16 protein-coding genes and 1 pseudogene are annotated in these 20,145 nt (G+C 69.0%); 9 read left to right on the top strand and 8 right to left on the bottom strand.

Features of this window, described 5'->3' with window-relative positions:
* Positions 1-4: 4 nt before the first annotated feature.
* From ACTWQA_RS49800 to ACTWQA_RS49770, 7 genes are all read right to left on the bottom strand, one after another.
* Entirely contained in the window at positions 5-1,768 is a 1,764-nt protein-coding gene (locus tag ACTWQA_RS49800) for a ferritin-like domain-containing protein (protein ID WP_443165841.1), read from the bottom strand.
* Complete coding sequence (locus tag ACTWQA_RS49795) at positions 1,740-1,964, bottom strand: hypothetical protein (RefSeq protein WP_443165840.1); 225 nt, start codon at positions 1,962-1,964, stop codon at positions 1,740-1,742. Before ACTWQA_RS49795 ends, ACTWQA_RS49800 begins: the two co-directional genes overlap by 29 nt.
* Before the next feature lie 79 nt (positions 1,965-2,043).
* Positions 2,044-2,862 (bottom strand): universal stress protein, encoded by an 819-nt coding sequence (locus tag ACTWQA_RS49790; protein WP_443165839.1) that lies wholly within the window; start codon positions 2,860-2,862, stop codon positions 2,044-2,046.
* A 47-nt stretch (positions 2,863-2,909) separates the two neighbouring features.
* The gene (locus ACTWQA_RS49785) at positions 2,910-4,640 is read right to left on the bottom strand and encodes an L-aspartate oxidase (RefSeq protein WP_443165838.1); all 1,731 of its coding nucleotides are present in this window, start codon (positions 4,638-4,640) and stop codon (positions 2,910-2,912) included.
* A 119-nt stretch (positions 4,641-4,759) separates the two neighbouring features.
* Positions 4,760-5,527, bottom strand: coding sequence for an SDR family oxidoreductase (locus ACTWQA_RS49780; protein ID WP_443165837.1), 768 nt, complete (start codon positions 5,525-5,527; stop codon positions 4,760-4,762).
* Positions 5,528-5,620: 93 nt separating this feature from the next.
* Positions 5,621-6,238 carry a VOC family protein gene (locus ACTWQA_RS49775; protein WP_443165836.1) on the bottom strand — a complete coding sequence of 206 codons (618 nt, stop codon included), beginning with the start codon at positions 6,236-6,238 and terminating at the stop codon, positions 5,621-5,623.
* A gap of 113 nt (positions 6,239-6,351) precedes the next feature.
* On the bottom strand, positions 6,352-9,111 hold the full coding sequence (locus tag ACTWQA_RS49770) for an ATP-binding protein (protein WP_443165835.1): 2,760 nt from the start codon (positions 9,109-9,111) through the stop codon (positions 6,352-6,354).
* 340 nt (positions 9,112-9,451) lie between these two features.
* On the opposite strand from ACTWQA_RS49770, the gene ACTWQA_RS49765 reads away from it, so the two are divergent.
* Positions 9,452-10,948, top strand: a complete 1,497-nt coding sequence (locus tag ACTWQA_RS49765) for a tannase/feruloyl esterase family alpha/beta hydrolase (RefSeq protein WP_443165834.1) — start codon at positions 9,452-9,454, stop codon at positions 10,946-10,948.
* A gap of 116 nt (positions 10,949-11,064) precedes the next feature.
* Here the strand turns inward: ACTWQA_RS49765 and ACTWQA_RS49760 are convergent, their stop codons facing one another.
* Complete coding sequence (locus ACTWQA_RS49760) at positions 11,065-11,724, bottom strand: sigma-70 family RNA polymerase sigma factor (protein ID WP_443165852.1); 660 nt, start codon at positions 11,722-11,724, stop codon at positions 11,065-11,067.
* A 283-nt stretch (positions 11,725-12,007) separates the two neighbouring features.
* On the opposite strand from ACTWQA_RS49760, the gene ACTWQA_RS49755 reads away from it, so the two are divergent.
* From ACTWQA_RS49755 to ACTWQA_RS49720, 8 genes and pseudogenes are all read left to right on the top strand, one after another.
* Positions 12,008-14,779, top strand: coding sequence for an AAA family ATPase (locus ACTWQA_RS49755; protein WP_443165833.1), 2,772 nt, complete (start codon positions 12,008-12,010; stop codon positions 14,777-14,779).
* A 132-nt stretch (positions 14,780-14,911) separates the two neighbouring features.
* Positions 14,912-15,874, top strand: coding sequence for an alpha/beta hydrolase (locus ACTWQA_RS49750; protein WP_443165832.1), 963 nt, complete (start codon positions 14,912-14,914; stop codon positions 15,872-15,874).
* A complete protein-coding gene (locus ACTWQA_RS49745) occupies positions 15,871-16,590 on the top strand; it encodes an alpha/beta fold hydrolase (protein WP_443165831.1) in 720 nt (239 codons plus the stop codon). Before ACTWQA_RS49750 ends, ACTWQA_RS49745 begins: the two co-directional genes overlap by 4 nt.
* A gap of 7 nt (positions 16,591-16,597) precedes the next feature.
* Entirely contained in the window at positions 16,598-17,332 is a 735-nt protein-coding gene (locus tag ACTWQA_RS49740; protein ID WP_443165830.1) for an alpha/beta fold hydrolase, read from the top strand.
* Between the two features lie 282 nt (positions 17,333-17,614).
* Positions 17,615-17,848, top strand: a complete 234-nt coding sequence (locus ACTWQA_RS49735; RefSeq protein ID WP_443165829.1) for a WhiB family transcriptional regulator — start codon at positions 17,615-17,617, stop codon at positions 17,846-17,848.
* Positions 17,849-17,895: 47 nt separating this feature from the next.
* Positions 17,896-18,960: a ferritin-like domain-containing protein gene (locus ACTWQA_RS49730; protein ID WP_443165828.1), complete on the top strand. Its 1,065-nt coding sequence runs from the start codon at positions 17,896-17,898 to the stop codon at positions 18,958-18,960.
* Entirely contained in the window at positions 18,957-19,508 is a 552-nt protein-coding gene (locus ACTWQA_RS49725; RefSeq protein WP_443165827.1) for a sodium:solute symporter family transporter, read from the top strand. Before ACTWQA_RS49730 ends, ACTWQA_RS49725 begins: the two co-directional genes overlap by 4 nt.
* A pseudogene (locus ACTWQA_RS49720) lies at positions 19,403-20,083 on the top strand (sodium:solute symporter family transporter); the annotation flags it as partial. The gene ACTWQA_RS49725 and the pseudogene ACTWQA_RS49720, both read left to right, overlap by 106 nt.
* Between the last annotated feature and the right edge of the window lie 62 nt (positions 20,084-20,145).

Below are 20,145 nucleotides of genomic sequence, written 5' to 3'. Positions count from 1 at the left end.
CCAGTCATGGCCTTCTTTGTTCGTGGCCTGGGGATTCCTCGCGGAAGCCGATCTCCCGATGGGTACCGTCGCACAGCGGTTTGTTGCCGGAGTGGCCGCAACGGCACAGCGTCATCCGGTTGCGGGTCTCCAGCGGCCGCCCGTCCGCTCGCAGGACCGGCACTCCACCGGTGACCCACAGCGCGCTGGCCAGTCCGTCCTCCTCCTCCAGGACCGAGACGGCCGGCGGAAGGTCGGGCTCGATCGTCTCGCCGCCGCGTTCGAGGGCGTAACTGTAGGAACCGGACGGGCAGTGGTCGATGCGGCCCATGATGGTGGAGCGCACGTCGCTGTCGGCGGAGTCGGCGAGCATCGCGGCGATCGGCCTGGTGCGTCCGAGGCAGAAGGCGGCGTGGATGCACAGCTCTCCCACCCGCTGGGCCGAGATGCCCACTCCGTCGTGCACGTGCTGCAGTTCTTTGTACGGCCGCATTTCCGCGCTCTCCGTACCGTCGAACCCGATCACGGCGTGGGTTCCGTCGCAGAACGGCTTGGACCCCGAATGGCCGCAGCGGCACAGCGCGTAGGTGTCCTCGGTCTCCAGCGGCTCGCCGGTCTTCCAGGTCATCGCGTCGTTCTCGGCAGAGACGATCTTGAGTTTGCGCCGGAGAGGAACGCCGCCGTACACGACGTAGGGGCCGTCGCGGAGCACGACGATCCGCTGGTGGTCGCCGACGCTCCACCTGCGCCGTTCGGGTGCGACGTATGCGAAGGTGGGGCCGGCCGTGGTGCCCTCGCCGTCGGGCATCCGCATCAAGGCCTGGGCTTGGGCTTTGAGCGCGTACATGGTGCCGGTGGCGACCGCGAGCAGCTTCGGGTTGCCGTTGAATGCCAGCTCCAGCAGGTGCAGGATGGCGCAGTAGGTGTGGTTGAACTCCTCCTGCGCCGCGCCGATCGCACTGCCCGGGTCCGCAGGTCGCGGGTTGCGCCTCATCGGAAGGACGCCGGCCAGATCCATGGAGATCATCTCCCCGGTGGGTCCGGACTCCGGGGTGTCGCCACGCCGATAACGCCAGCCGAGCTTGAGCTCCTGGAAGCGGTAGTAGTGCGCGACCTCGTCCCGTTCCGGGTGGAAGACATCCTGGTCCCCGTCCCAGACCTCGCCGCGGGCGGTCCCCTCACCCTGCTCGACGATCTCCTCCAGCGCTGCCAGCGCGGAGGCCAGACCGTCGACGGCGATCAGCCGGCCGGCGGTGCGCCGGAAATGGGCGGCGCTCACCTGGCGGGCCGGATCGCCGCAGAAGACCGCCTGCTCGCCGAGACGGTCGCACAGGTGGCGCAGTCCCTGTTCGATCGCGGCGTAGAACTGCCCGATCGTCTCGTATGCGTCGCCCTCCGCCGGAGCGCTGGGCGGCGCGGGTTGTTCGATCCGCAGGAACATCTCGAGCGCTTCCGCGCCGAAGGGAACCAGGGACAACTCCAGGGAGCGGTCGCCGTGCGGCAGGGTCCGGGGATGCCCCGGCAGCATCCGCGGCGTATCCAGGCGCGGCCGGCCGCCGACGGCGTTGAGCAGGTTCGCGGCCAGGGCAAGGTGCAGCATCTCCTCGGCGAAGACGCTGCCCACCACCTGGACGGCTTCCGGGTTGCGCTCGGGGTCCAGCGAGTACAGCGCGCACAGGTACGGCGGCAAGGTCGCATGCTCCAGCTCGACCGCCCACTGCAGGTGCTCACGCAGACTGTCGAGCGTGGCGATCCGCGTCTCAAGCAACGTCGCCGCCAGGCCGGGCATCGTCCTCCAGCACCTCGATCGCGTCGCGCAGACCCCGCAGGCCGATCTCCTCGCGCTCGGCGTCCGTCGGATCGAACAGCCAGTCGGTGACCGGCAGTCCTTCATCCGGCTGCCTTGCCTCGACCTCGGTCAGTTCGATCTCGACCTCGGCCTCGAGCTCGATCAGGAACTCGTTCTCACCGCTTGGGACGCTCATGTTTCCTCCATACGTGGTTTGAGTGGATGTCCGGCAGGCCGGCTGACTGCGTGGATCAGCCGCACGGCGGTCTGTGTCCCTATGGGTGGATCTGGATGATCGCCACCGGGCAGGTGGCGTGGTGCAGGACGGCCTGGCTGACCGAGCCGTGCATGAGTGCGCTGAGCTCGTGGCGGTGGTGAGAGCCGACGACGAGCAGGGATGCCTGGGACGCGGCGTGCATCAGTGCCTTGTCCGGCTGGCCGGTGAGAGTTTCCTGGTCGATCGTGACCGTGGGGAAGCGCTCCTGCCATCGGGCCAGGTCGCGCTCGGGCAGGGGCGAGCGACTCCCACTGGCTGATCCTTCGTCACCGACATGCGCCAGTATCAGGGCATTCGTGGTCCGGGCGGCATGCGCGAAGGCGAAGGTGAGCACAGCCTCGCTCTCGCCACGATCGGCGATGCCCACCACGACAGGTCCGGGTGGCGTGACGGGCCCGCGCACGACCACGACCGGGCAGGCCGCCTCTGCCCCGAGTCGGGCGCCTACCGAGCCCAGCAGCAGACCGCCGACTTCGCCGAGCCCGCGGCTGCCCACGACGAGAAGGCCCGCTTGGCGGGAACGGTGCAGCAGTGCGGTGACGGGCTCGCCCTCCGGCAGGCTGGTGGTCACCTCGACGTCGGGCGCAACCGCGTGCGCACGCGCCAGTGCGGTGGCCAGGATGCGTTCGGCGGCGTGCCGGAGGCCGCCTTCGGGTGGCGCTCCTGGCGCCCGTCCAAGCGGTACGCCGAGGAGGGGCCAGATGAAGGCGTGGAGGATCTGCAGCGGCTGCCGGCGGCGTCCGGCCTCGCCGGCGGCCCACTCCACAGCCCGCAGGCTGTCCTCGGAGTCGTCCACGCCTACGACTACAGCGCTCATCAGTGTCGTCCTTTCGAGAAGAGGCCGCGTCCGTTGCTGGTTGCCGGCTACTCGACGAGCTTTCCGACGGTGGATACCTCGCGCATGAGCGCCGCGATCTCGCCGGGAATCGGCGGGATGGCCTCCCGCTCCACCGATCCGGGACCGGACCACACGAGGTTGACCTGCAGCGCGGGGTCGAGGTCCGGGTAGTCGGAGCGGTTGTGGCAGCCGCGGGTCTCGCGACGCTCGAGTGCGGTCTCGATCGTCGCGCGTGCGGCGAGCGCCGCGGACTTCAGGTCGAAAGCGTGCGCCAGGTCCTGGAAGCCGGCGAGGTCCGGATGCACGCCGACGTCGGCGATGCGCGCCTCTACCGCGGCGAGTTCGGCGAGGCCTTTCCGCAGGCCACCCTCGTCGCGTACCACGCCGGCATGCTCGGTCATGATGTCGCGGAGGGCTCGCTGCAGTGAGCGCACGTTCTCGGGGCCGTCGGCGGCCAGGAGCTCGTCCACCTCCGCCCGTGCCGCGTCGAGCGCCTCGGCCGAGCGGCGCTGGGCGTCGAGGCCCGCGGAATACTCGGCCGCCGCCTGTCCGACGATGCGGCCGAAGACGAGGAGTTCGATGAGGGAATTGCCGCCGAGGCGGTTGGCGCCGTGCAGGCCGCTGGCGGCCTCGCCGATCGCGTACAGGCCGTCGACGCCCGTGCCATGGTCCTCGGGGCGCACCCACACTCCGCCCATGGAGTAGTGCGCGGTCGGTGCGATCTCGATCGGATGCTTGGTGATGTCGAGCATCTGCAGTTCCAGGAGCGTCTGGTAGACGCGCGGCAACCGCGTCATGATCGTCTCGCGCGGCAGATGTGACACATCCAGCCAGACGCCGCCGTTCGGGGTCCCGCGGCCTTGTTTGATTTCTGTGTACGCGGCCAGCGAGACGCGGTCGCGCGTGGACAACTCCATGCGCTCGGGGTCGTACCGGGACATGAACCGCTCGCCGAGCTGGTTACGCAGGATTCCGCCCTCGCCCCGGGCCGCTTCGGACACCAGGGTGCCGGCCGCGTTCTCGGGTGCGATGAGCCCGGACGGGTGGAACTGCACCAGTTCGGCGTCGCGGATGCGGCATCCGGCCAGGACGGCGAGGCGGAAGGAGTCGCCGGTGTTCTCGTCCCTGCGGGAGGAGGTGCGCCGCCAGATCCTGGTGTGGCCGCCGGCGGCCAGGATCACGGCGTCGGCATGGATGACATAGCGGCTGCCGTCGGTCAGGTCGAACCCGTAGGCGCCGAAGACCGCGTTGTCGCGGACGAGGATGCGCGTGATGTAAACGGTGTCGAGGACCGGGACTTCGAGCTGCGCCGCGCGGTTGATCAGGGTGCGCTGGATCTCGAGTCCGGTGTAGTCGCCGGCGTAGGCGGTGCGCCGATAGGTGTGGGCGCCGAAGAAGCGCTGCGAGATGCGCCCATCCTGCTCTCGGGCGAACGGCATGCCCCAGCGCTGGAGGTCTTCGATGCCCCGTGCGGCCCCCTCGGTGACGATTTGCACGGTCTGCGGGTTGGCCAGGAAGTAGCTCTCCTTGAGGGTGTCCGCCGCGTGCTGTCGCCAGGTGTCCTCGGGGTCCATCGTGGCGAGTGCCGCATTGATGCCGCCGGCCGCGAGCGAGGTGTGCGCGTCCGCCTTCGGCCGTTTGCCGACCGCCAGGACGCCGACACCGCGCTCGGCGAGTTCGATGGCGGCCCGTAGCCCGGCCCCTCCCGTACCGATGACCAGGACCGACGTGGCGATCCGTTTCTCTGGCGGGTGCATGGTGCTCCTTTGGCCACATCGAAGAAAGCGATTCCGGAAACAAGACCGGGTAGCAGCGTCATTTGTGACAACCATGCCGATGTGAGCCTCTGGTCAGCGGAAACGCCGGCCAGGCGCCGCTACCATGTTTGGTCGCCGGCACGGACCAGCATCTCGTTGACGGCGACCCGCCGCTCTCGCGTGACGATGTAGCTGATTGCGTCCGCGACGTCCTCCGGCCGCAGCGCTTCCATTCCGCCGAGTTGTCGGCGGGCCGCGTCCTGGGTGGTGTCGCTGAGGTGGTTCACCAGTTCGGTGTCCACGGTGCCCGGCTCCACCACGCTGACCCGGACGCGTTCGCTGAGCAGTTCCTGGCGCAGCGATTCGGTGAACGCGTTCAGGCCGGACTTGGTGAGGCCATAGACGCTGCTCCCCGGCCGGGCGACTCGCCCGGCCGTCGAGCTGACGTTCACCAGATCCGCCACCTGCCGCGGGGATGTCGACGCCGCGTAGATCAGGTGCGGGATGGCGGCGTGCGTGACGCGCAACAACGCCGCCACGTTGAGCGAGATCATCCGATCCCACTCCTCGATGGTGGTATGCAGCGCCGAGTTGAGCAGCATGATCCCGGCGTTGTTGACCAGGATGTCCAGGCGTCCGAACCGATCCAGCGTGTCCTGCACCATGTCGTCGGCGCGTTCGGGCTCGGTGATGTCGGCCTCCAACGCGACCGCCTCTCCGCCCAGCTTCGCGATGTCGCACACCACCTGGTCCAGGCGGTCGCGGCGACGGGCGACCAGGGCTACCGCCGAGCCCTCACGGGCGAGGCGGCGCGCGGTCGCGGCGCCGATTCCGCTGCTGGCGCCGGTGACGAGCGCGACGGCTCCGTCCAGCGGCCGATCGTACATGTCTGCCTCATTCCCTTGGGTCGAGGACGACGCGGAAGCGGGCGTCGCCGCGGATCATTTGCTGATAGGCCTCGGCACGGTGGGCGGAAGCGCTCACGACGGCAGGTCGGTTCCGGCCTGTTCGCTCGCCATGTAGCCGGCGTACCAGTCCGGCCAGTTCGGGTCCTCCGCACCGCTGCGCCTCTCGTGCTCGCCGTGCGCGGCCGCGGCACGGCGCAGCGCGCTCGCGAGGTCCGACGTCGAGGCGAACGTGGTGACCGACGGGTCCAGCCGTCCCGGGCGCCGGGTGGTCACCTCCTGCAGCACCCAGCCGTTGCCGTCCGGGTCGCTGAACGACAGGAACGAGCCATAGCTTCTGCGCTGCGGAGCCGGGCCGGGCACCCGGGCGTCGGTCCCGGCGTGATGGAAGACGCCGCCGGCATCGTGGAACACCTCGCTCGGGTCGGCGCCGAGCCGCTTGAGCTCGTCGTACGCGGCGTGGATGTCGTTGACGACCAGGTGCAGGCCCTGAGCCGTGCCCGGCGTCTGAGACGTGACCGACGTGCCGAAGGTGATCGACGCCGACGAGCCGGGCGGGGTCACCTGCACCACCCGGAAGTCCCCACCGGTGGTGATGTCGACATCGAGCCGCCAGCCCAGCGCCGTGTAGAAGTTCTTGGCTCGGTCGACGTCCGAGACCGGCACCACGACGACTTCAAGCTTCATGTCCATGACCGCTCCTCCTGCGTTCGGGCGAAATGCCGACACGCGAGAATCGCGTAATCGGCTGCCGGATCGCACCAGGGAGTGTCACTGGTCAACCGGGACCAGGGACTGCGTCATCGCTACTGTCCACGGGACAGGGCGTCGCCGAGCTCCCTTCTGGAGCTGATCCCGAGCTTGGCGAAGACCTTGCGGAGGTGCCACTCGACCGTACGGGGGCTCAGGAAGAGACGAGCCCCGATCTCCGGGTTGGACAGGCCGTCCCGCACGAGCAGGGCGATCTGTTTCTCCTGCGCCGTCAACTCGTCACTCGTCGAGGCCCCGTTCTTGCGCTTGCGGACGGTCTCGCCCGTGGCGAGCAGCTCGCGGCGGGCCCGCTCGGCGAACGCCTCCATCCCGATCGACACGAACATCTCGTACGCGGTACGCAGGTGAGCCCGCGCCTCGGCCCGCTGACGGTTCCTGCGCAACCACTCGCCGTACAGCAGGTGAGCGCGCGCCAAGTCTGGACGCAGCAGCGTCCGTTCCAACCGCTCGATCGCTTCGCGGTAGAGGCCGTCCGCGGCGGCGGCGTCGCTCAGCAGCGCCCGGCAGCGAGCCAGCAAACCCTGTGCCCAGTCGGTGTCGCACGGCTCTGCCGCATCCGCTATACCGTCGAGCGCACCCTGTGCGACCGTGTGGTCTCCGACGCGCGCTGCCGCCTCGACGAGTTCGGGCAGCACCCACTGGGAGAGAATCAGGTTGGCGGTCCCGGCGCCGGCCTGGGCCGCCGGCAACGCATGCTCATATCGGGCGAGACCGTTGTAAAGGACCGCGGCCGCCCACTGAGCGCCCGCGACGGCATTCAACTGGCCGTCCGCGCCTGCCTGTTCGATCGCGGCGGCGATCAGCGACGAGGCCTCGGCCTCCTTTCCCTGCATCGCCGCCAAAAAGAGCTTGGTGTACTGCGCCATGGGCACGCCCGTTTCGGCGTCGACGGCTTCGGATTCGGCGACGATCGCGGCCGCGGCGGCGAATTCGCCGTTCAGCACGGTCATGGTGCCCAACCCGGAGAGATAGAGGGGAAGCTCGGTCAGGGCGCCGGCCGTACGCACCTCCGCGACCACCCTGAGGAAAAGCTCGCGCATGCCCCGGTCGTCCCAGAGGATCGGGCTCGCGCTACAGGCCGCCCAGCCCCACTTCAGGAAGTCCTGCACGGGATGGTTCTTGAGCGTGGTCATCGCCTTTTGCAACGGGGGGAGCGCGGCGCTCCGGTCGTCGGTGATGAGCAGCGCGTAGCCCTCGATCACGAGATCGAGGGCACGCGGACCACCGTGCGGAGGGGGAAGTTCGCGCATCGCCCGGGAGATCGCCGTGACGCTGTCCGGATCCGCGGTGGCCAATGCCGCCGTACACCACGCGGTCAGGTAGGTCTCCCGCGCGAGGTCCATGTCGAAGGGTTCGAGCCGCTGCGCGGCCGTCAGCAACATCGGCGGCGCCTCCTTGTTGAGGCCGGCCGCGAACGTGATCATACTTCGTACGAGATGTGATCGAGCGCACTGATACTCGCTCTGCGTGCCGCCGTCCGCGATGTCGGCGAATCGCCGCGCGGCGTCGACGTCACCGGCTTGAAGGCTCGCGTCCGCAGCCGCCAGCGCGCGGTCGACGCTCTGCGAGGTGTCGATGGTCAGTGCCACGGATCGCTGCAGGAACGCCGCCGCGGCGGCCAGCCCACCGCGCGCCTGCGCCCGGTCGGCGGACCGTTCAAGTTCGGCGGCGACGGCCTCATCGGGTCCGGGCGCGGCGGACGCGAGGTGCCAGGCGCGGCGATCCGGGTCGGTTCCCGCGTCGGTGACCTCCGCCAGCGCCAGATGCACCGCCCGGCGATTCGCTGCCGTCGCAGACCCGTACACGGCCGACCGCACGAGCGGGTGACGGAAGATCACCCGTACGTTGAACTCCAGCAGCCCATCCGTCCCGCCTGCCAGGGCCGTCGCCGGCGTGACGCCCAGTCGTTCGGCGGCACGCCACACCAGCGAGGGGTCGCCGACCGGCTCGGCGGCGGCGATCAGCAGGAGCAACCGGGTCTGCTCCGGCAAGCCTTCGATCCGGGCCAGGAAGCTCTGCTCGATCCGGCCCGGCAGCGTGTCGGTGCCCAGGAGGCCGAATCCGCCCGCCGTCCGGGTCATGGCCAGCTCACGCGGTAGCTCCAGCAAGGCAAGTGGGTTGCCCTTGGTCTCGGCGACGAACCGATCGCGGATCTGCTGATCGATCCGGACGCGCGTCACCGAGCTCAGCAGAGCGTGTGCGTCTGCGGCCTTCAGCCCGGTGACCTCCAGCTCCGGTAGGCCGAGCAAATCCTTGGACCGCTGCCGAGAGCCGAAGACGAGGGCGACCGACTCCGCAAGCAGCCGCCGGGCGACGAAGCCGAGGACCTGCGCCGAGGCCCTGTCCATCCACTGCGCGTCGTCGACCACACAGAGCAGGGGACTCCCCTCCGAGGCGTCCGACAGCAGACTCAGTACGGCCAGCCCGACCAGGAAGCGTTCGGGCGGCGACCCCCCTCGCATCCCGAACACCGTCTCGAGCGCATCGCGCTGCGGCGCGGGAAGGTTCTCCAGCCGATCCAGCAGCGGCGCACATAACTGATGCAATGTGGCGAAGGCCAATTCCATCTCGGACTCGACACCGACCGCACGCAGCACCCGCATGCCGGCCGCCGCGTTCTCCGCGTACTCCAGCAGCGCCGACTTTCCGACTCCCGGCGCGCCGTGCACCACGAGCACGCGGCTCTCCCCCATGCGGACGGCCGCGATCAGCTGATCGAGGAGAGCACACTCCGACCTCCGACCGAGCAGCCCGACGTTCTCACCGTGCCCGGCGCCCCACTTACGTTGGTCCACGGTCCCCCGCCTTTTTGTCCTAATTACATGACTCTGCATACACCCCGGACACACGCCAGGCCAAGTTTGCTGCTCCCACCGGGGACGTTGGCCCCAGCGAGCGCGGGAGGACACGCATACGTTTGGATGCTCACGACCACAAGCAGGAAGAAGCGAAGTACTACTCCCCGGAAGACATATGAAAAGACACATCTTCGCAACCGCCATCACCGCGCTGACCGCAGCATGTCTCGGAATGCTTCAAGGTCCTTCCCCGGCCGCCGCCGCCCCGGCCGCAGACCCGGCGCGGACGATCGTGACCGACGCTGCGACCAGGTGCGCGTTACTCACGGGACTACGCGTGGACGCTGCGGACATCGGCCTGCCCACCCGCGGCGGCGAGGTCGACTCCGCGACGCTCAACAGCGCCGACCCGGCCGCCGGCCGGCCCGAGTTCTGCCTGGCCCAGGGCAGGGTGCACAGCTTCGATGCCACGGCACCTGACATCAGCTTCCAGGTCAACCTGCCGACCTCTTGGAACAGGAAGTCGGTGCAGTTCGGCGGCAGCGGCTTCAACGGCATCGTCGTCACCGGGCTCGGCGTGGCCCCCGGCTTCGTCAATGACGACCCGGCACAGGGACAGCCACCGATCAACCGTGGCTACGTCACGTTCGGGAGCGACGGAGGCACCGCCGTGGGCACCAGCCCCACCGGGTCCTTTGCTTTGAACAAGGAGGCGCTCGCCAATTGGTCCGGACAGAGCGTCAAACGCACCCGTGATGCCGTCATCACCATCGTGAACAGGTACTACGGCAAACACCCCGATAAGCAGTACTACGTGGGAGCCTCCAAGGGAGGACACGAGGCACTCATCGCCGCCCAGCGATACGGTGACGATTACGACGGGATCATCGCCTACTACCCGGCCATTGAGAACCAGGCGATGGTGCTCAGCTGGTACCACATATGGCAACAGGCATACGGCCGTCCCGGCGGCTATCTCAACCCCGCAAAGCAGCAATTAGTCACCGACGCCGTCTACGGCACGTGCGACAAACTCGACGGTGCCGTCGACGGAGTGATCTCCAATGTCCGGGGTTGCGACGATGCCTTCTCCGTCGAGTCGCTCCGCTGCCCAGGCGGAACCGACAACTCAGACACCTGTCTGTCCGAGACTCAGATCCAAACCCTGCAGACAGCGGCCTCCCGCTACAGCCTCGCGTTCTCGCTGGCGAACGGAGTCACCGGGATAGGCCCCTATCCCGTCTTGCGGGGCGCCGATCTCGCCCCCCTGATGCTCGACAGTGCGGGAAATGGTGAAGCCACCGGCTACCACACGCTCTTCGCTCCGGTGATCCGCTACTTCATTCAGCAGAACGCCGACGGCTCCTTGGTGAATTTCGACTATCGCCAGTACGAGAAGCGCGTCAAGGAACTGTCCGGGCTCCTCAACGCGACGAACCCCGACATCGACCGTTTCGCACACCACGGGGGCAAGCTCATCATCGTCCAGGGCACCACCGACATGGCGGTCCCGGAAGCATTGACCAACGCCTACTACGAACGGATGGCCGAACGCTACGGTCCATCGATCCGCCGCTTCGTGCGCTACTACGTGGTGGGAGGCTACGCCCACGGGATCGGACGCTTCGACCTGGCCTGGGACTCTCTCACAGCCCTGGACGACTGGACGAGCCGAAACAACCCTCCGGCCAACCCAGTGGCGACCGACGCCAACCCCGCCGCAAAGAACCGCACCCGCCCGTTGTGCGAATACCCGCTGTGGCCGAAGTACAAAGGCCATGGTGACGTCAGCCAGGCCAAGAACTTCTCGTGTGTAGGCCAAGGGCACCGCTGACCCGCTTCGGCCAGCGCCTGCACTGTTCGCCGTTGTGGGCCGCGGCTGATGCCGCGTTCCATGTCTCCGATGGCTCGCACGCTCACGCCGGAGGCGTGGGAAAGCTCCTGCACAACCTAGCGGGCGGCGTCGGCGGCGAGCAGTTCTTCCAGGTCGGCGAGGTCGCCGTTCTGCGCGGCGGCGAGGAACGCCCGTACGAGGCGCCGGTGCGCGGCGGTGCTCACCTGGTGGCGTCGCTCGTTGGCGAGGTGGTCGCGGGCGCGACGCACGAGTTGCCGCGCGTGGTCTTCGCCCAGGTCGAGGATCTCGGAGATCCGGCGGTACGGGTACTCGAAGGCTATGCGTAGGAGATAGACCGCTCGTTCGGCGGGGGTCAGTCTCTCCAGCAGCAGCCGGATCACGGTGTCGACCGCCTCGCGTCGTTCGGCTGCCGTCTCGGGGCTGACAGCGCGGTCCGTCGTCTCGGGAAGCCAGGGGCCGGCGGAGGTCTCGCGGCGCCAGCGGGCGGACTGGGCGACATTGATGGCGAGCCTCGTGGTGGTCAGCGCGAGGAATGCGGGCGGGCTGACGACGACCGAGCGGTCGGCGCGGACCCATCGCAGCCACGTCTCCTGCACCACGTCCTCGGCCTCGCCCACGTCCTGCAGGACGCGCAGACCGATCGCGAAGAGCCGGGGCGCTGCGCTGACGAACACCGATGTGGCTCCGTCGCATCTTCTGAGCGACCGGTCATCGGTCTGCTCCACGTGGTCTCTGTACGACTCCAACACGTTCATGGTCACGATCGGCTCCGTTCGCCCCCAGCATCCGGCGATGCAACTGGGACTACGGTCGTTTCCCTGGCCCCTCTATCGCGCCCTGGGAAGAGCCTGGTGGGTACCCTGGTCCGGAGACTGGGGTCCCGTGGTGTGTGTGCCGTCCACGGCAGGTGTCAAGGGCAAATTGCCCGGTTAACATCAGAACGGTAGGCTGCCCGTCGATCCAAGACGGAGCGCCGGTAGCCTCCTATGTTCGACAGTCATCGATCAACGGGCAGACGGTCGGCGGGGGGCAGTGCCCATGGCAAGCAGGGATCCCGGGTTGCAGCTTCGTGGGCGGCAGCTCGAGTGCGAGACGCTGGACCAACTCGTGGCGACGGTGCAGGCCGGCCATAGCTCGGTCCTCGTCCTGCGCGGCGAGGCCGGCATCGGCAAGACGGCGCTGCTGGAGTACACGCGGAGCAGCGCGTCCGGCTGCCGGATCACGAGGGCGGCGGGCGTCGAGTCCGAGATGGAGCTGGCCTTCGGCGGCCTGCATCAGCTGTGTGCCCCGTTTCTGGATCAGCTTGATCACCTGCCGGAGCCGCAGCGCCACGCGCTGGAGACGGCGTTCGGCCTGAGCGCGGGGACTCCACCGGACCGCTTCCTGGTCGGGCTCGCGGTGCTCAGCCTGCTCGCCGACGCGGCCGAGAAGGAGCCGCTGATCTGCCTCGTCGATGACGCCCAGTGGCTGGACAAAGTCTCCGCGCAGACCCTCGCCTTCGTCGCGCGGCGCCTGCTCGCGGAGCGGATCGGGCTGGTGCTCGCGGTGCGCGAGCCCGGCCTCGAACCCGAGTTGACGGGATTGCCGCGGCTCGAGGTGGGACGGTTGAGCGACAGCGACGCCCGCGCCCTGCTGGACTCCGTGATTCCTGGACGACTCGACGAGCGGGTCCGGGACCGGATCGTCGCCGAGACGCGGGGAAACCCGCTGGCCCTGCTCGAGCTGCCCCGGGGATTGACGCCGGCGGAGCTGGCGGGTGGGTTCGGGCGGCCCGACGCGCGGCCGCTGGCCAGCCAGATCGAGCAGAGCTTCCTGCGACGGATCCGATCGCTACCGGCCGAGACGCAGCAGCTGCTGCTGATCGCGGCGGCCGAGCCGGTGGGCGATGTGACCGTGTTGACGCGAGCGGCAGAGCTGATGGGAATCGACGTGGCCGCGGCATCGCCGGCCGAAGCGGCGGGGCTGATCACCATGGGGACCCGGGTGCGTTTCCGTCATCCCCTCGTGCGCTCGGCGGCCTATCGCGTGGCGGCCTCGCAGGATCGGCAGAGCGTGCACCGCGCGCTGGCCGACGCGACCGATCCCCAGTCGGATCCCGACCGCCGGGCGTGGCATCTGGCCGGCGCGACGGCCGGCCCGGACGAGACGGTGGCCGCCGAGCTGGAGCGCTCCGCCGATCGGGCGCAGGCGCGCGGCGGGGTGGCGGCGGCGGCCGCGTTCCTCGAGCGGGCGGCCCAGCTGACCCCCGATCCCGCACGCCGCGGAGCCAGAGCGTTGGCGGCGGCACGGGCCAAGCATCAGGCCGGCGGGTACGACACCGCACTCCAGCTGCTGGACGCGGCGGAACTCAGCCCCCTGGACGCACGCGGACTCGCCCAGTCCAAGCTGCTGCGCGGTCAGATCGTGTTCGCCTCCACCAGTGCCGGCGCCGCCTTGCCACTGTTGCTCAGAGCCGGCAAGCAACTCGAGCCGCTGGACCCCGGACTGGCTCGCGAGACCTATCGTGACGCACTGAACGCGGCGATGACGGCCGGCCGGCTGCCGAGCGGCGCTCAATTGGTGGACGTCGCCAAGGCGACGCTCGCCGCACCGCCGGGGCCGCCACCGGAGCGCAACGATCTGTTCCTGCAAGGCGTGGCCGTGGTGGCCACTGAGGGTTACGCGGCGGGCGCGCCGATGGTGCTGCGGGCCCTGAACGCCTTCCGCGCCGAAGGCGTCTCCAGGGAAGAGGGCCTTGGCTGGCTCTCGTTCGCGTGCCGCATGGCCCATAACGTCTGGGACTTCGACAACTGGTCGGTGCTCTCGGCAAGGCTGGTCGACCTGGCACGCGAGACAGGGGCTCTGTCGGTGCTGCCGTTGGCTCTCCACATGCTCGTGTCGAATCGGGCCCTCGCCGGCGAGCTTGCCGCCGCCGATGCGCTGCTCGCTGAGGCGGTGACGATTGGTGAGGTGACAGGCAGCCGCTTCTTCGCCCAATACGCAGCCCTGGTGCTCGAGCCCTGGAGGGGCCGGGAATCCGCGACACGTCAGGCGATCGAAGCGCTCACGCGAGAGGCGGCCCTGCAAGGGGAAGGCAAGGTGGTTACCGCCACCCAATGGGCGAGCTCGGTGCTCTACAACGGCCTTGGTCGCTATGAGGAGGCCTACGCCGCGGCCGAGCGCGGCTCCGAGCACCCACAGGAGTTCGGAGGCCCGTTCATCAGGTCCTTGATCGAGCTCGTCGAGGCCGCAGCCCGGAGCGGAAGGCCGGCCCGCGCTGCCGAAGCCGCCCAGCGACTCGACGAGATGGCACAGGCCAGTGGCACCGACTGGGCCCTCGGCACCTCGGCGTGCGTGCGCGCCCAGGTCAGCGACGGCCCGGCCGCCGAGACTCTCTACCGAGAGGCAATCGAGCGGCTCAGCCGCACCGAGGTCAGGGTGACGCTGGCCCGCAGCCGACTGCTCTACGGCGAGTGGCTGCGCCGGGAGAACCGCCGCGTCGACGCACGCGAGCAACTGGGCATCGCCTACGAGATGTTCAGCCAGATGGGGGCCGAGGCGTTCGGGGAACGCGCCCGGCGCGAGCTTCAGGCCACCGGCGAGACGGTACGCAAGCGCACCGCCGAGGAGCGCGTCACTCTCACCGCCCAGGAAGCGCAGATAGCGCGCCTGGCCGGTGACGGGCTGACGAACCCCGAGATCGGCGCTCAGCTCTTCATCAGCCCGCACACCGTCGAATGGCACTTGCGCAAGGTCTTCGCGAAGCTCGGCATCGTGTCCCGCAAACAGATCCGCACCTCGCAGATCGAAGGCACGGCGGCCACGGCCTGAGGCTCTGCGCCGACCAGAGCGATCCCTTCCATCTTTCTCGATTCCCCGCTGTCACGGATTCAGGGGGCTGCCCTGTCTAAGTGGGCGAATCACTCCCAACCCTGGTGAGTGAGATGGAACGGAGAACTCCGCATGAACGACAACGTCCTGGAGCCGGCGGCGCAGGAGCTCGCCGACGCGACCTCCAAGCCTCCCTTCCTGTACGAGCTGGGGACCGACGGCGCCCGCAAGGTGCTCGATGACCTGCAGGCCGCCCCGGTCGACAAGCTCGAGGTCGACGAGAAGTGGATCATCGTCCCGGCCGAGGTCGGCGACGTGCGCGTACGGATCGTCAAACCCGCCGGAACGACAGGTGTGCTGCCCGCCGTCCTGTACGTGCACGGCGGCGGGTGGGTCCTCGGCAACGCCGGCACCCACGACCGGCTCGTACGCGAGCTCGCCGTCGGGGCCGGCGCGGCGGTGGTCTTCGTCGAATACGACCGCTCGCCCGAAGCCCGCTACCCGGTCGCGATCGAGCAGGCCTACGCCACCGCCCTATGGATCACGAAGCGCGGCGCCGAAGAGGGCATGGACGCCTCCCGGCTGGCGGTCGCCGGTGACTCGGTCGGCGGCAACATGGCCGCCGCGCTGACCATCCTGGCCAAGCGCCGCGGCGACGTGCGCTTCGTGCACCAGTCGTTGTACTACCCGGTCACCGACGCCGCCCAGGACACCGACAGCTACCGCGAGTTCGCCGACGGCCCGTACCTGACCGCCGGGGCGATGGCCTGGTTCTGGGACGCCTACACCACCGACCCCGCCCAGCGAGCGGAGATCACCGCCTCGCCGCTGCGCGCCAGCTTGGAAGAGCTGGCCGGGCTGCCGCCCGCGTTCATCATCGTCGACGAGAACGACGTGCTGCGTGACGAGGGCGAGGCCTACGCCCGCAAGCTCACCGCGGCCGGCGTCCCCACCACCAGCGTCCGCTACAACGGCACCCTGCACGACTTCATGATGCTCAACCCGCTGCGCGACACCCAGGCCTCCCGCGGTGCCACCGCCCAGGCCATCGAATTCCTCAAGACCGCCCTGAACACCGGAAAGGCCACCTCGTGAGCGAGCAGCCCGTCATCGTCCTGGTCCACGGCGCCTTCGCCGAGTCCGCAAGCTGGAACCGCGTCATCCAGCGCCTGCACACCAACCAGCTCACCGCTGTCGCCGTGGCGAACCCGCTGCGCAGTGTGGAGGGCGATGCCGCGTACGTGCGGGACGTGATCTCCGGCATCGGCCGCCCGGTCGTGCTGGTCGGACACTCCTATGGCGGCTTGGTGATCACCCAGGCCGCGGCGGGCAACCCGGCGGTGCGCGCCCTGGTCTACGTCGCCGCCTTCGCCCCCGAGCCAGGTGAGAGCGCGTTCCTGCTGTCCGGCAAGTTCGAGGGCAGCACCCTGGGCGGCGCGCTGGAGGCCTACCCGGTCGCCTCCGGCGGCAACGAGTTCCGCATCGCTACGGACAAATTCCACCACCAGTTCTGCGCCGACCTCGAGGCCGGCGAGGCCGCGCTGATGGCCGCGACTCAGCGGCCGGTCACCGAGCAGGCACTGACCGACGCCCTGACAGCCGACGAGCCCGCCTGGCGCACCACACCGTCCTGGTTCGTCCACGGCGAGCGCGACCTCAACATCCCGGCCGCGGCTCTGCGCTTCATGGCCGAACGCGCCGGCTCCCGAGGCACCCGTGAGGTCGCCGGCGCCTCACACGCGCTCGCCGCCTCCGAGCCCGACGCCGTGACCGCCGCCATTCTCGACGCCGTCCACCACGCGCAGGAGTGACACTCCCATGCCCGCGATCCTCATTCACGGCGTCCCCGACACCCACCGCGTCTGGGCAGGCGTCCGCCGGCACCTGACGCGCACGGACGTGGAAGCCTGGGACCTGCCGGGCTTCGGCGCTCCACGCCCGGACGGCTTCGGCAGCACCAAGGAGGAGTACGCCGAGTGGCTGATCGGCCGGCTGGAGAGGATCGGCGAGCCGGTCGACCTGGTCGGCCACGACTGGGGCTGCATCCTCACCGCCCGGGTCGCGTCGTTGCGCCCCGACCTGGTACGCACCTGGGCCGGTGGCAACGGCCCCACCAGCGCCCGGTACGTCTGGCATCCGCTGGCCAAGGTCTGGCAGGACCCGGTCGAAGGGGACCGCTTCATGGCCGAGCTGACGCCGCAGGGCTTCGCCGACGACCTGATCAGCGGCTTCGAGGTGCCCGCTGACCTGGCCCAGGAGATGGTGCGGCACGTGGACGCGCCGATGAAGGACAGCATTCTCAAGCTCTACCGCTCTGCAGTGCGGATGGGCAGCGAGTGGGAACCCGAGCTGGCGAAGATGACCGCGCCCGGCCTCGTGTTCTGGGGCGCACGCGACCCCGCCTGTCAGGTCGAGTTCGCCGACGAACTGGGCCGGGCCATCCGGGCGGAACGTGTGATCAAGCTCAACTGCAACCACTGGCCGCTGCTGCAGCGGCCGGCGCAGGTCGCCGCCGTCCTCGAAGAGCACTGGCAGCGCCACCAAGCCGCCTGATCCGGCGGCTCTCTTGGGCCGGCGCCTGATCCGGCGCCCCCTTGGGCCGGCAGCCGCGCCGATGAGACCCATCCGGCCCCGGCTCGCCTGCCGGCCCCACGCGCTTCACACTCATGCGCCCGGTGAGGCGAACCATCGGTGTGAACGGCTCCCTGTTACGGCCCGCCACCGAAGACAGGCGCACCTCTGAAATGACCAGACCGACCCATCGCTCATGAGGTGGAGATCATGACCGTCCATCGGATTCATCAGCACCGAGAGCCTCGATCCCCTCTGCGCTGGATGGACAGCGCAGCCTGTCAGGATACGGACCCCGGCCTCTTCTTCCCGATCACGTGGGACGACCATCCCGGTCAACGCGAGGAGCAGGCACGGCACATCTGCCAGACCTGCCCCGTACGAGCGGCCTGCCTCGATTGGGCCGTGCGCACCGGCGAGGCGGACGGTATGTGGGGCGGCACCACTCCGGAGGAGCGCCGCCGGATACGCGCCCGCCAACGGCTGGCCACGGCCTGACGGTGGCCGATACGGAACTCATGGATGTCAAGGGAGGTAGAACTCTGATGAAGAATCTGGAACCACAGGGGACTGTCGCTGTTCCCGGGTCAGCACGGATCGACACGCTCGACAGCCTGCGTGAGCATCTGCAGTGGGCGGTCGAGCTGGAGCACGCGACCTTGCCGCCGTACTTGTGCGCGTTGTACTCCCTGGACCCCGAGCGCAACCCCGAGGCAATGGAGGTGGTGGGCGGCGTCTTCGCCGAGGAGATGCTGCACCTGGCCCTGGTCGCGAACCTGCTCAACGCCGTCGGCGGGCGGCCGCGCCTCGACATGCCGGGGATGTTGCCGGCGTTTCCCCGACGGCTGCCCCACAGCGATTTGGAACTGTCGCTGCTCCCGTTCGGCCCGGAGGCCCTGGAGATGTTCCTGCGCCTGGAACGGCCTGCACCGCCCGGCGCCCCGGCGGAAGGCGACGGCTACGAGACGATCGGGCAGTTCTATGACGCGATCGAAGTAGGGCTGCGTCACCTGTGCAAGAAACTCGGCGAGCGGGAGGTCTTCTGCGGCGACCCCGCCCGCCAGGTGAGCGGCAGCCATTTCCGGCACACCGCGGGGTCGCTGTTCGCGGTGGAGGATCTGGAGTCGGCGCTGGGGGCGCTGGAGGAGATCGTCGAACAGGACGAGGGCACGGCCCGGGGCGAGGTCTGGGACGGGGACCAGGACATTTTCCACCCTGATCGGGACGAGGTCGCTCACTACTACCGCTTCCAGGAGCTCAAACTCGGCCGGCGCTACCGGCGCGGCGACAGCCCGCAGTCCGGGCCTACCGGCGAGCCGATTTCGACGAACCTGGCCGCCGTGCGCCCGATGCGGCCCAACCCGCGGCTGTCCGATCACGCCCCGGGCAGCGCGATCCGTACCGCACAGGAAGAGTTCAACCGCACCTACTGCACCCTGTTGAACCAGCTGGAGCAGGCCTTCAACGGCGACCCGAAACTGCTCGGGTCCGCTGTCGGCACCATGTACACGCTCAAAGGCCAGGCCAACGCCCTGATGCTGATGCCCGACGAGGACGGCACCATGGCCGGCCCGACCTTCGACTACATGCCACCGGAGCAACGCTCATGAGCGTCGAGCTCACCGTGGCCGGGGTTGTGGACAACCCTCTGAGGATCGGCGCCGAACTCGTCGACTATGTGCTGATCTTCGTCTATTTCGCCGTCGTCCTGCTGGTCGGAGTGGCCGCGCGCCGGAGGATCTCCAGCAGTCTCGACTTCTTCCTGTCGGGGCGGTCGCTGCCGGCCTGGATCACCGGGCTGGCCTTCATCTCGGCGAACCTCGGCGCCGTCGAGGTCATCGGAATGTCGGCCAACGGCGCCGAGTACGGCATGCCGACCATGCACTACTACTGGATCGGCGCGGTCCCGGCCATGCTGTTCCTCGGCATCGTGATGATGCCCTTCTACTACGGGTCCAAGGTGCGCAGCGTCCCCGAGTTCATGCGCCGCCGCTTCGGTCCGGGCGCACACCTGGTGAACGCGGGCTGTCCGCGGCGATCTACAACGAGGTCCTGCAGTTCTTCGTCATCGTCGCCGCGCTGCTGCCGCTCACCCTTATCGGGCTGCACCGCGTCGGCGGTGTCAGCGGCCTGGTCGACAGGGTGCGGACGGCCGTAGGGGGCAGCGCTGAGCAGCTCAACTCGTGGCCGGGCAACGAACTGGCCGGGTTCGGCAACTCGGTCCTGTCCGTCATCGGCATCGTCTTCGGCCTGGGCTTCGTGCTGTCCTTCGGCTACTGGACGACGAACTTCGTCGAGGTCCAGCGCGCGATGGCCACCAGCTCGATGTCGGCCGCGCGCAGCACGCCGATCATCGCCTCGTTCCCGAAGATGTTCATCCCGTTCATCGTGGTGATCCCCGGGATGATCGCGGGGGTGCTGGTGCCCGAGGTGGTGCGGCTCAAGGCCGGCGATCAAGGCGCGGGCATCACGTACAACGACTCGATCCTGCTGCTCATGCGCGACGTGCTCCCCACCGGGCTGCTGGGCATCGCCCTGACGGGCCTGCTCGCCGCGTTCATGGCCGGCATGGCGGCCAACATCTCGGCCTTCAACACCGTCTTCAGCTATGACCTGTGGCAGCAGTACGTGAAGAAGGGCCGCTCCGACGGCTACTACCTGAAGGTCGGCCGGTGGGCCACGGTCGGCGCGACGCTCCTGGCCATCGGCACCGCGTTCATCGCCGCCGGCTACGGCAACCTGATGACCTACCTCCAGACCCTGTTCGGCTTCTTCAACGCTCCGCTGTTCGCCAA

This window comes from Nonomuraea sp. 10N515B, from assembly GCF_052245915.1.
Classification (GTDB): Bacteria; Actinomycetota; Actinomycetes; order Streptosporangiales; family Streptosporangiaceae; genus Nonomuraea.
Note: the sequence above shows the minus strand (reverse complement) of the source record. Positions and strands in the feature narration are given on the sequence as shown.

What these genes read in the sequence shown, in the direction of transcription:
- ACTWQA_RS49785 (WP_443165838.1), bottom strand. Translation starts at nt 4,640, where the DNA reads ATGCACCCGCCAGAGAAACGGATCGCCACGTCGGTCCTGGTCATCGGT.
- ACTWQA_RS49725 (WP_443165827.1), top strand. Translation starts at nt 18,957, where the DNA reads ATGAGCGTCGAGCTCACCGTGGCCGGGGTTGTGGACAACCCTCTGAGG.
- ACTWQA_RS49755 (WP_443165833.1), top strand. Translation starts at nt 12,008, where the DNA reads ATGGCAAGCAGGGATCCCGGGTTGCAGCTTCGTGGGCGGCAGCTCGAG.
- ACTWQA_RS49730 (WP_443165828.1), top strand. Translation starts at nt 17,896, where the DNA reads ATGAAGAATCTGGAACCACAGGGGACTGTCGCTGTTCCCGGGTCAGCA.
- ACTWQA_RS49740 (WP_443165830.1), top strand. Translation starts at nt 16,598, where the DNA reads ATGCCCGCGATCCTCATTCACGGCGTCCCCGACACCCACCGCGTCTGG.
- ACTWQA_RS49780 (WP_443165837.1), bottom strand. Translation starts at nt 5,527, where the DNA reads ATGTACGATCGGCCGCTGGACGGAGCCGTCGCGCTCGTCACCGGCGCC.
- ACTWQA_RS49795 (WP_443165840.1), bottom strand. Translation starts at nt 1,964, where the DNA reads ATGAGCGTCCCAAGCGGTGAGAACGAGTTCCTGATCGAGCTCGAGGCC.
- ACTWQA_RS49735 (WP_443165829.1), top strand. Translation starts at nt 17,615, where the DNA reads ATGGACAGCGCAGCCTGTCAGGATACGGACCCCGGCCTCTTCTTCCCG.
- ACTWQA_RS49800 (WP_443165841.1), bottom strand. Translation starts at nt 1,768, where the DNA reads ATGCCCGGCCTGGCGGCGACGTTGCTTGAGACGCGGATCGCCACGCTC.
- ACTWQA_RS49760 (WP_443165852.1), bottom strand. Translation starts at nt 11,724, where the DNA reads ATGAACGTGTTGGAGTCGTACAGAGACCACGTGGAGCAGACCGATGAC.
- ACTWQA_RS49790 (WP_443165839.1), bottom strand. Translation starts at nt 2,862, where the DNA reads ATGAGCGCTGTAGTCGTAGGCGTGGACGACTCCGAGGACAGCCTGCGG.
- ACTWQA_RS49750 (WP_443165832.1), top strand. Translation starts at nt 14,912, where the DNA reads ATGAACGACAACGTCCTGGAGCCGGCGGCGCAGGAGCTCGCCGACGCG.
- ACTWQA_RS49775 (WP_443165836.1), bottom strand. Translation starts at nt 6,238, where the DNA reads ATGGACATGAAGCTTGAAGTCGTCGTGGTGCCGGTCTCGGACGTCGAC.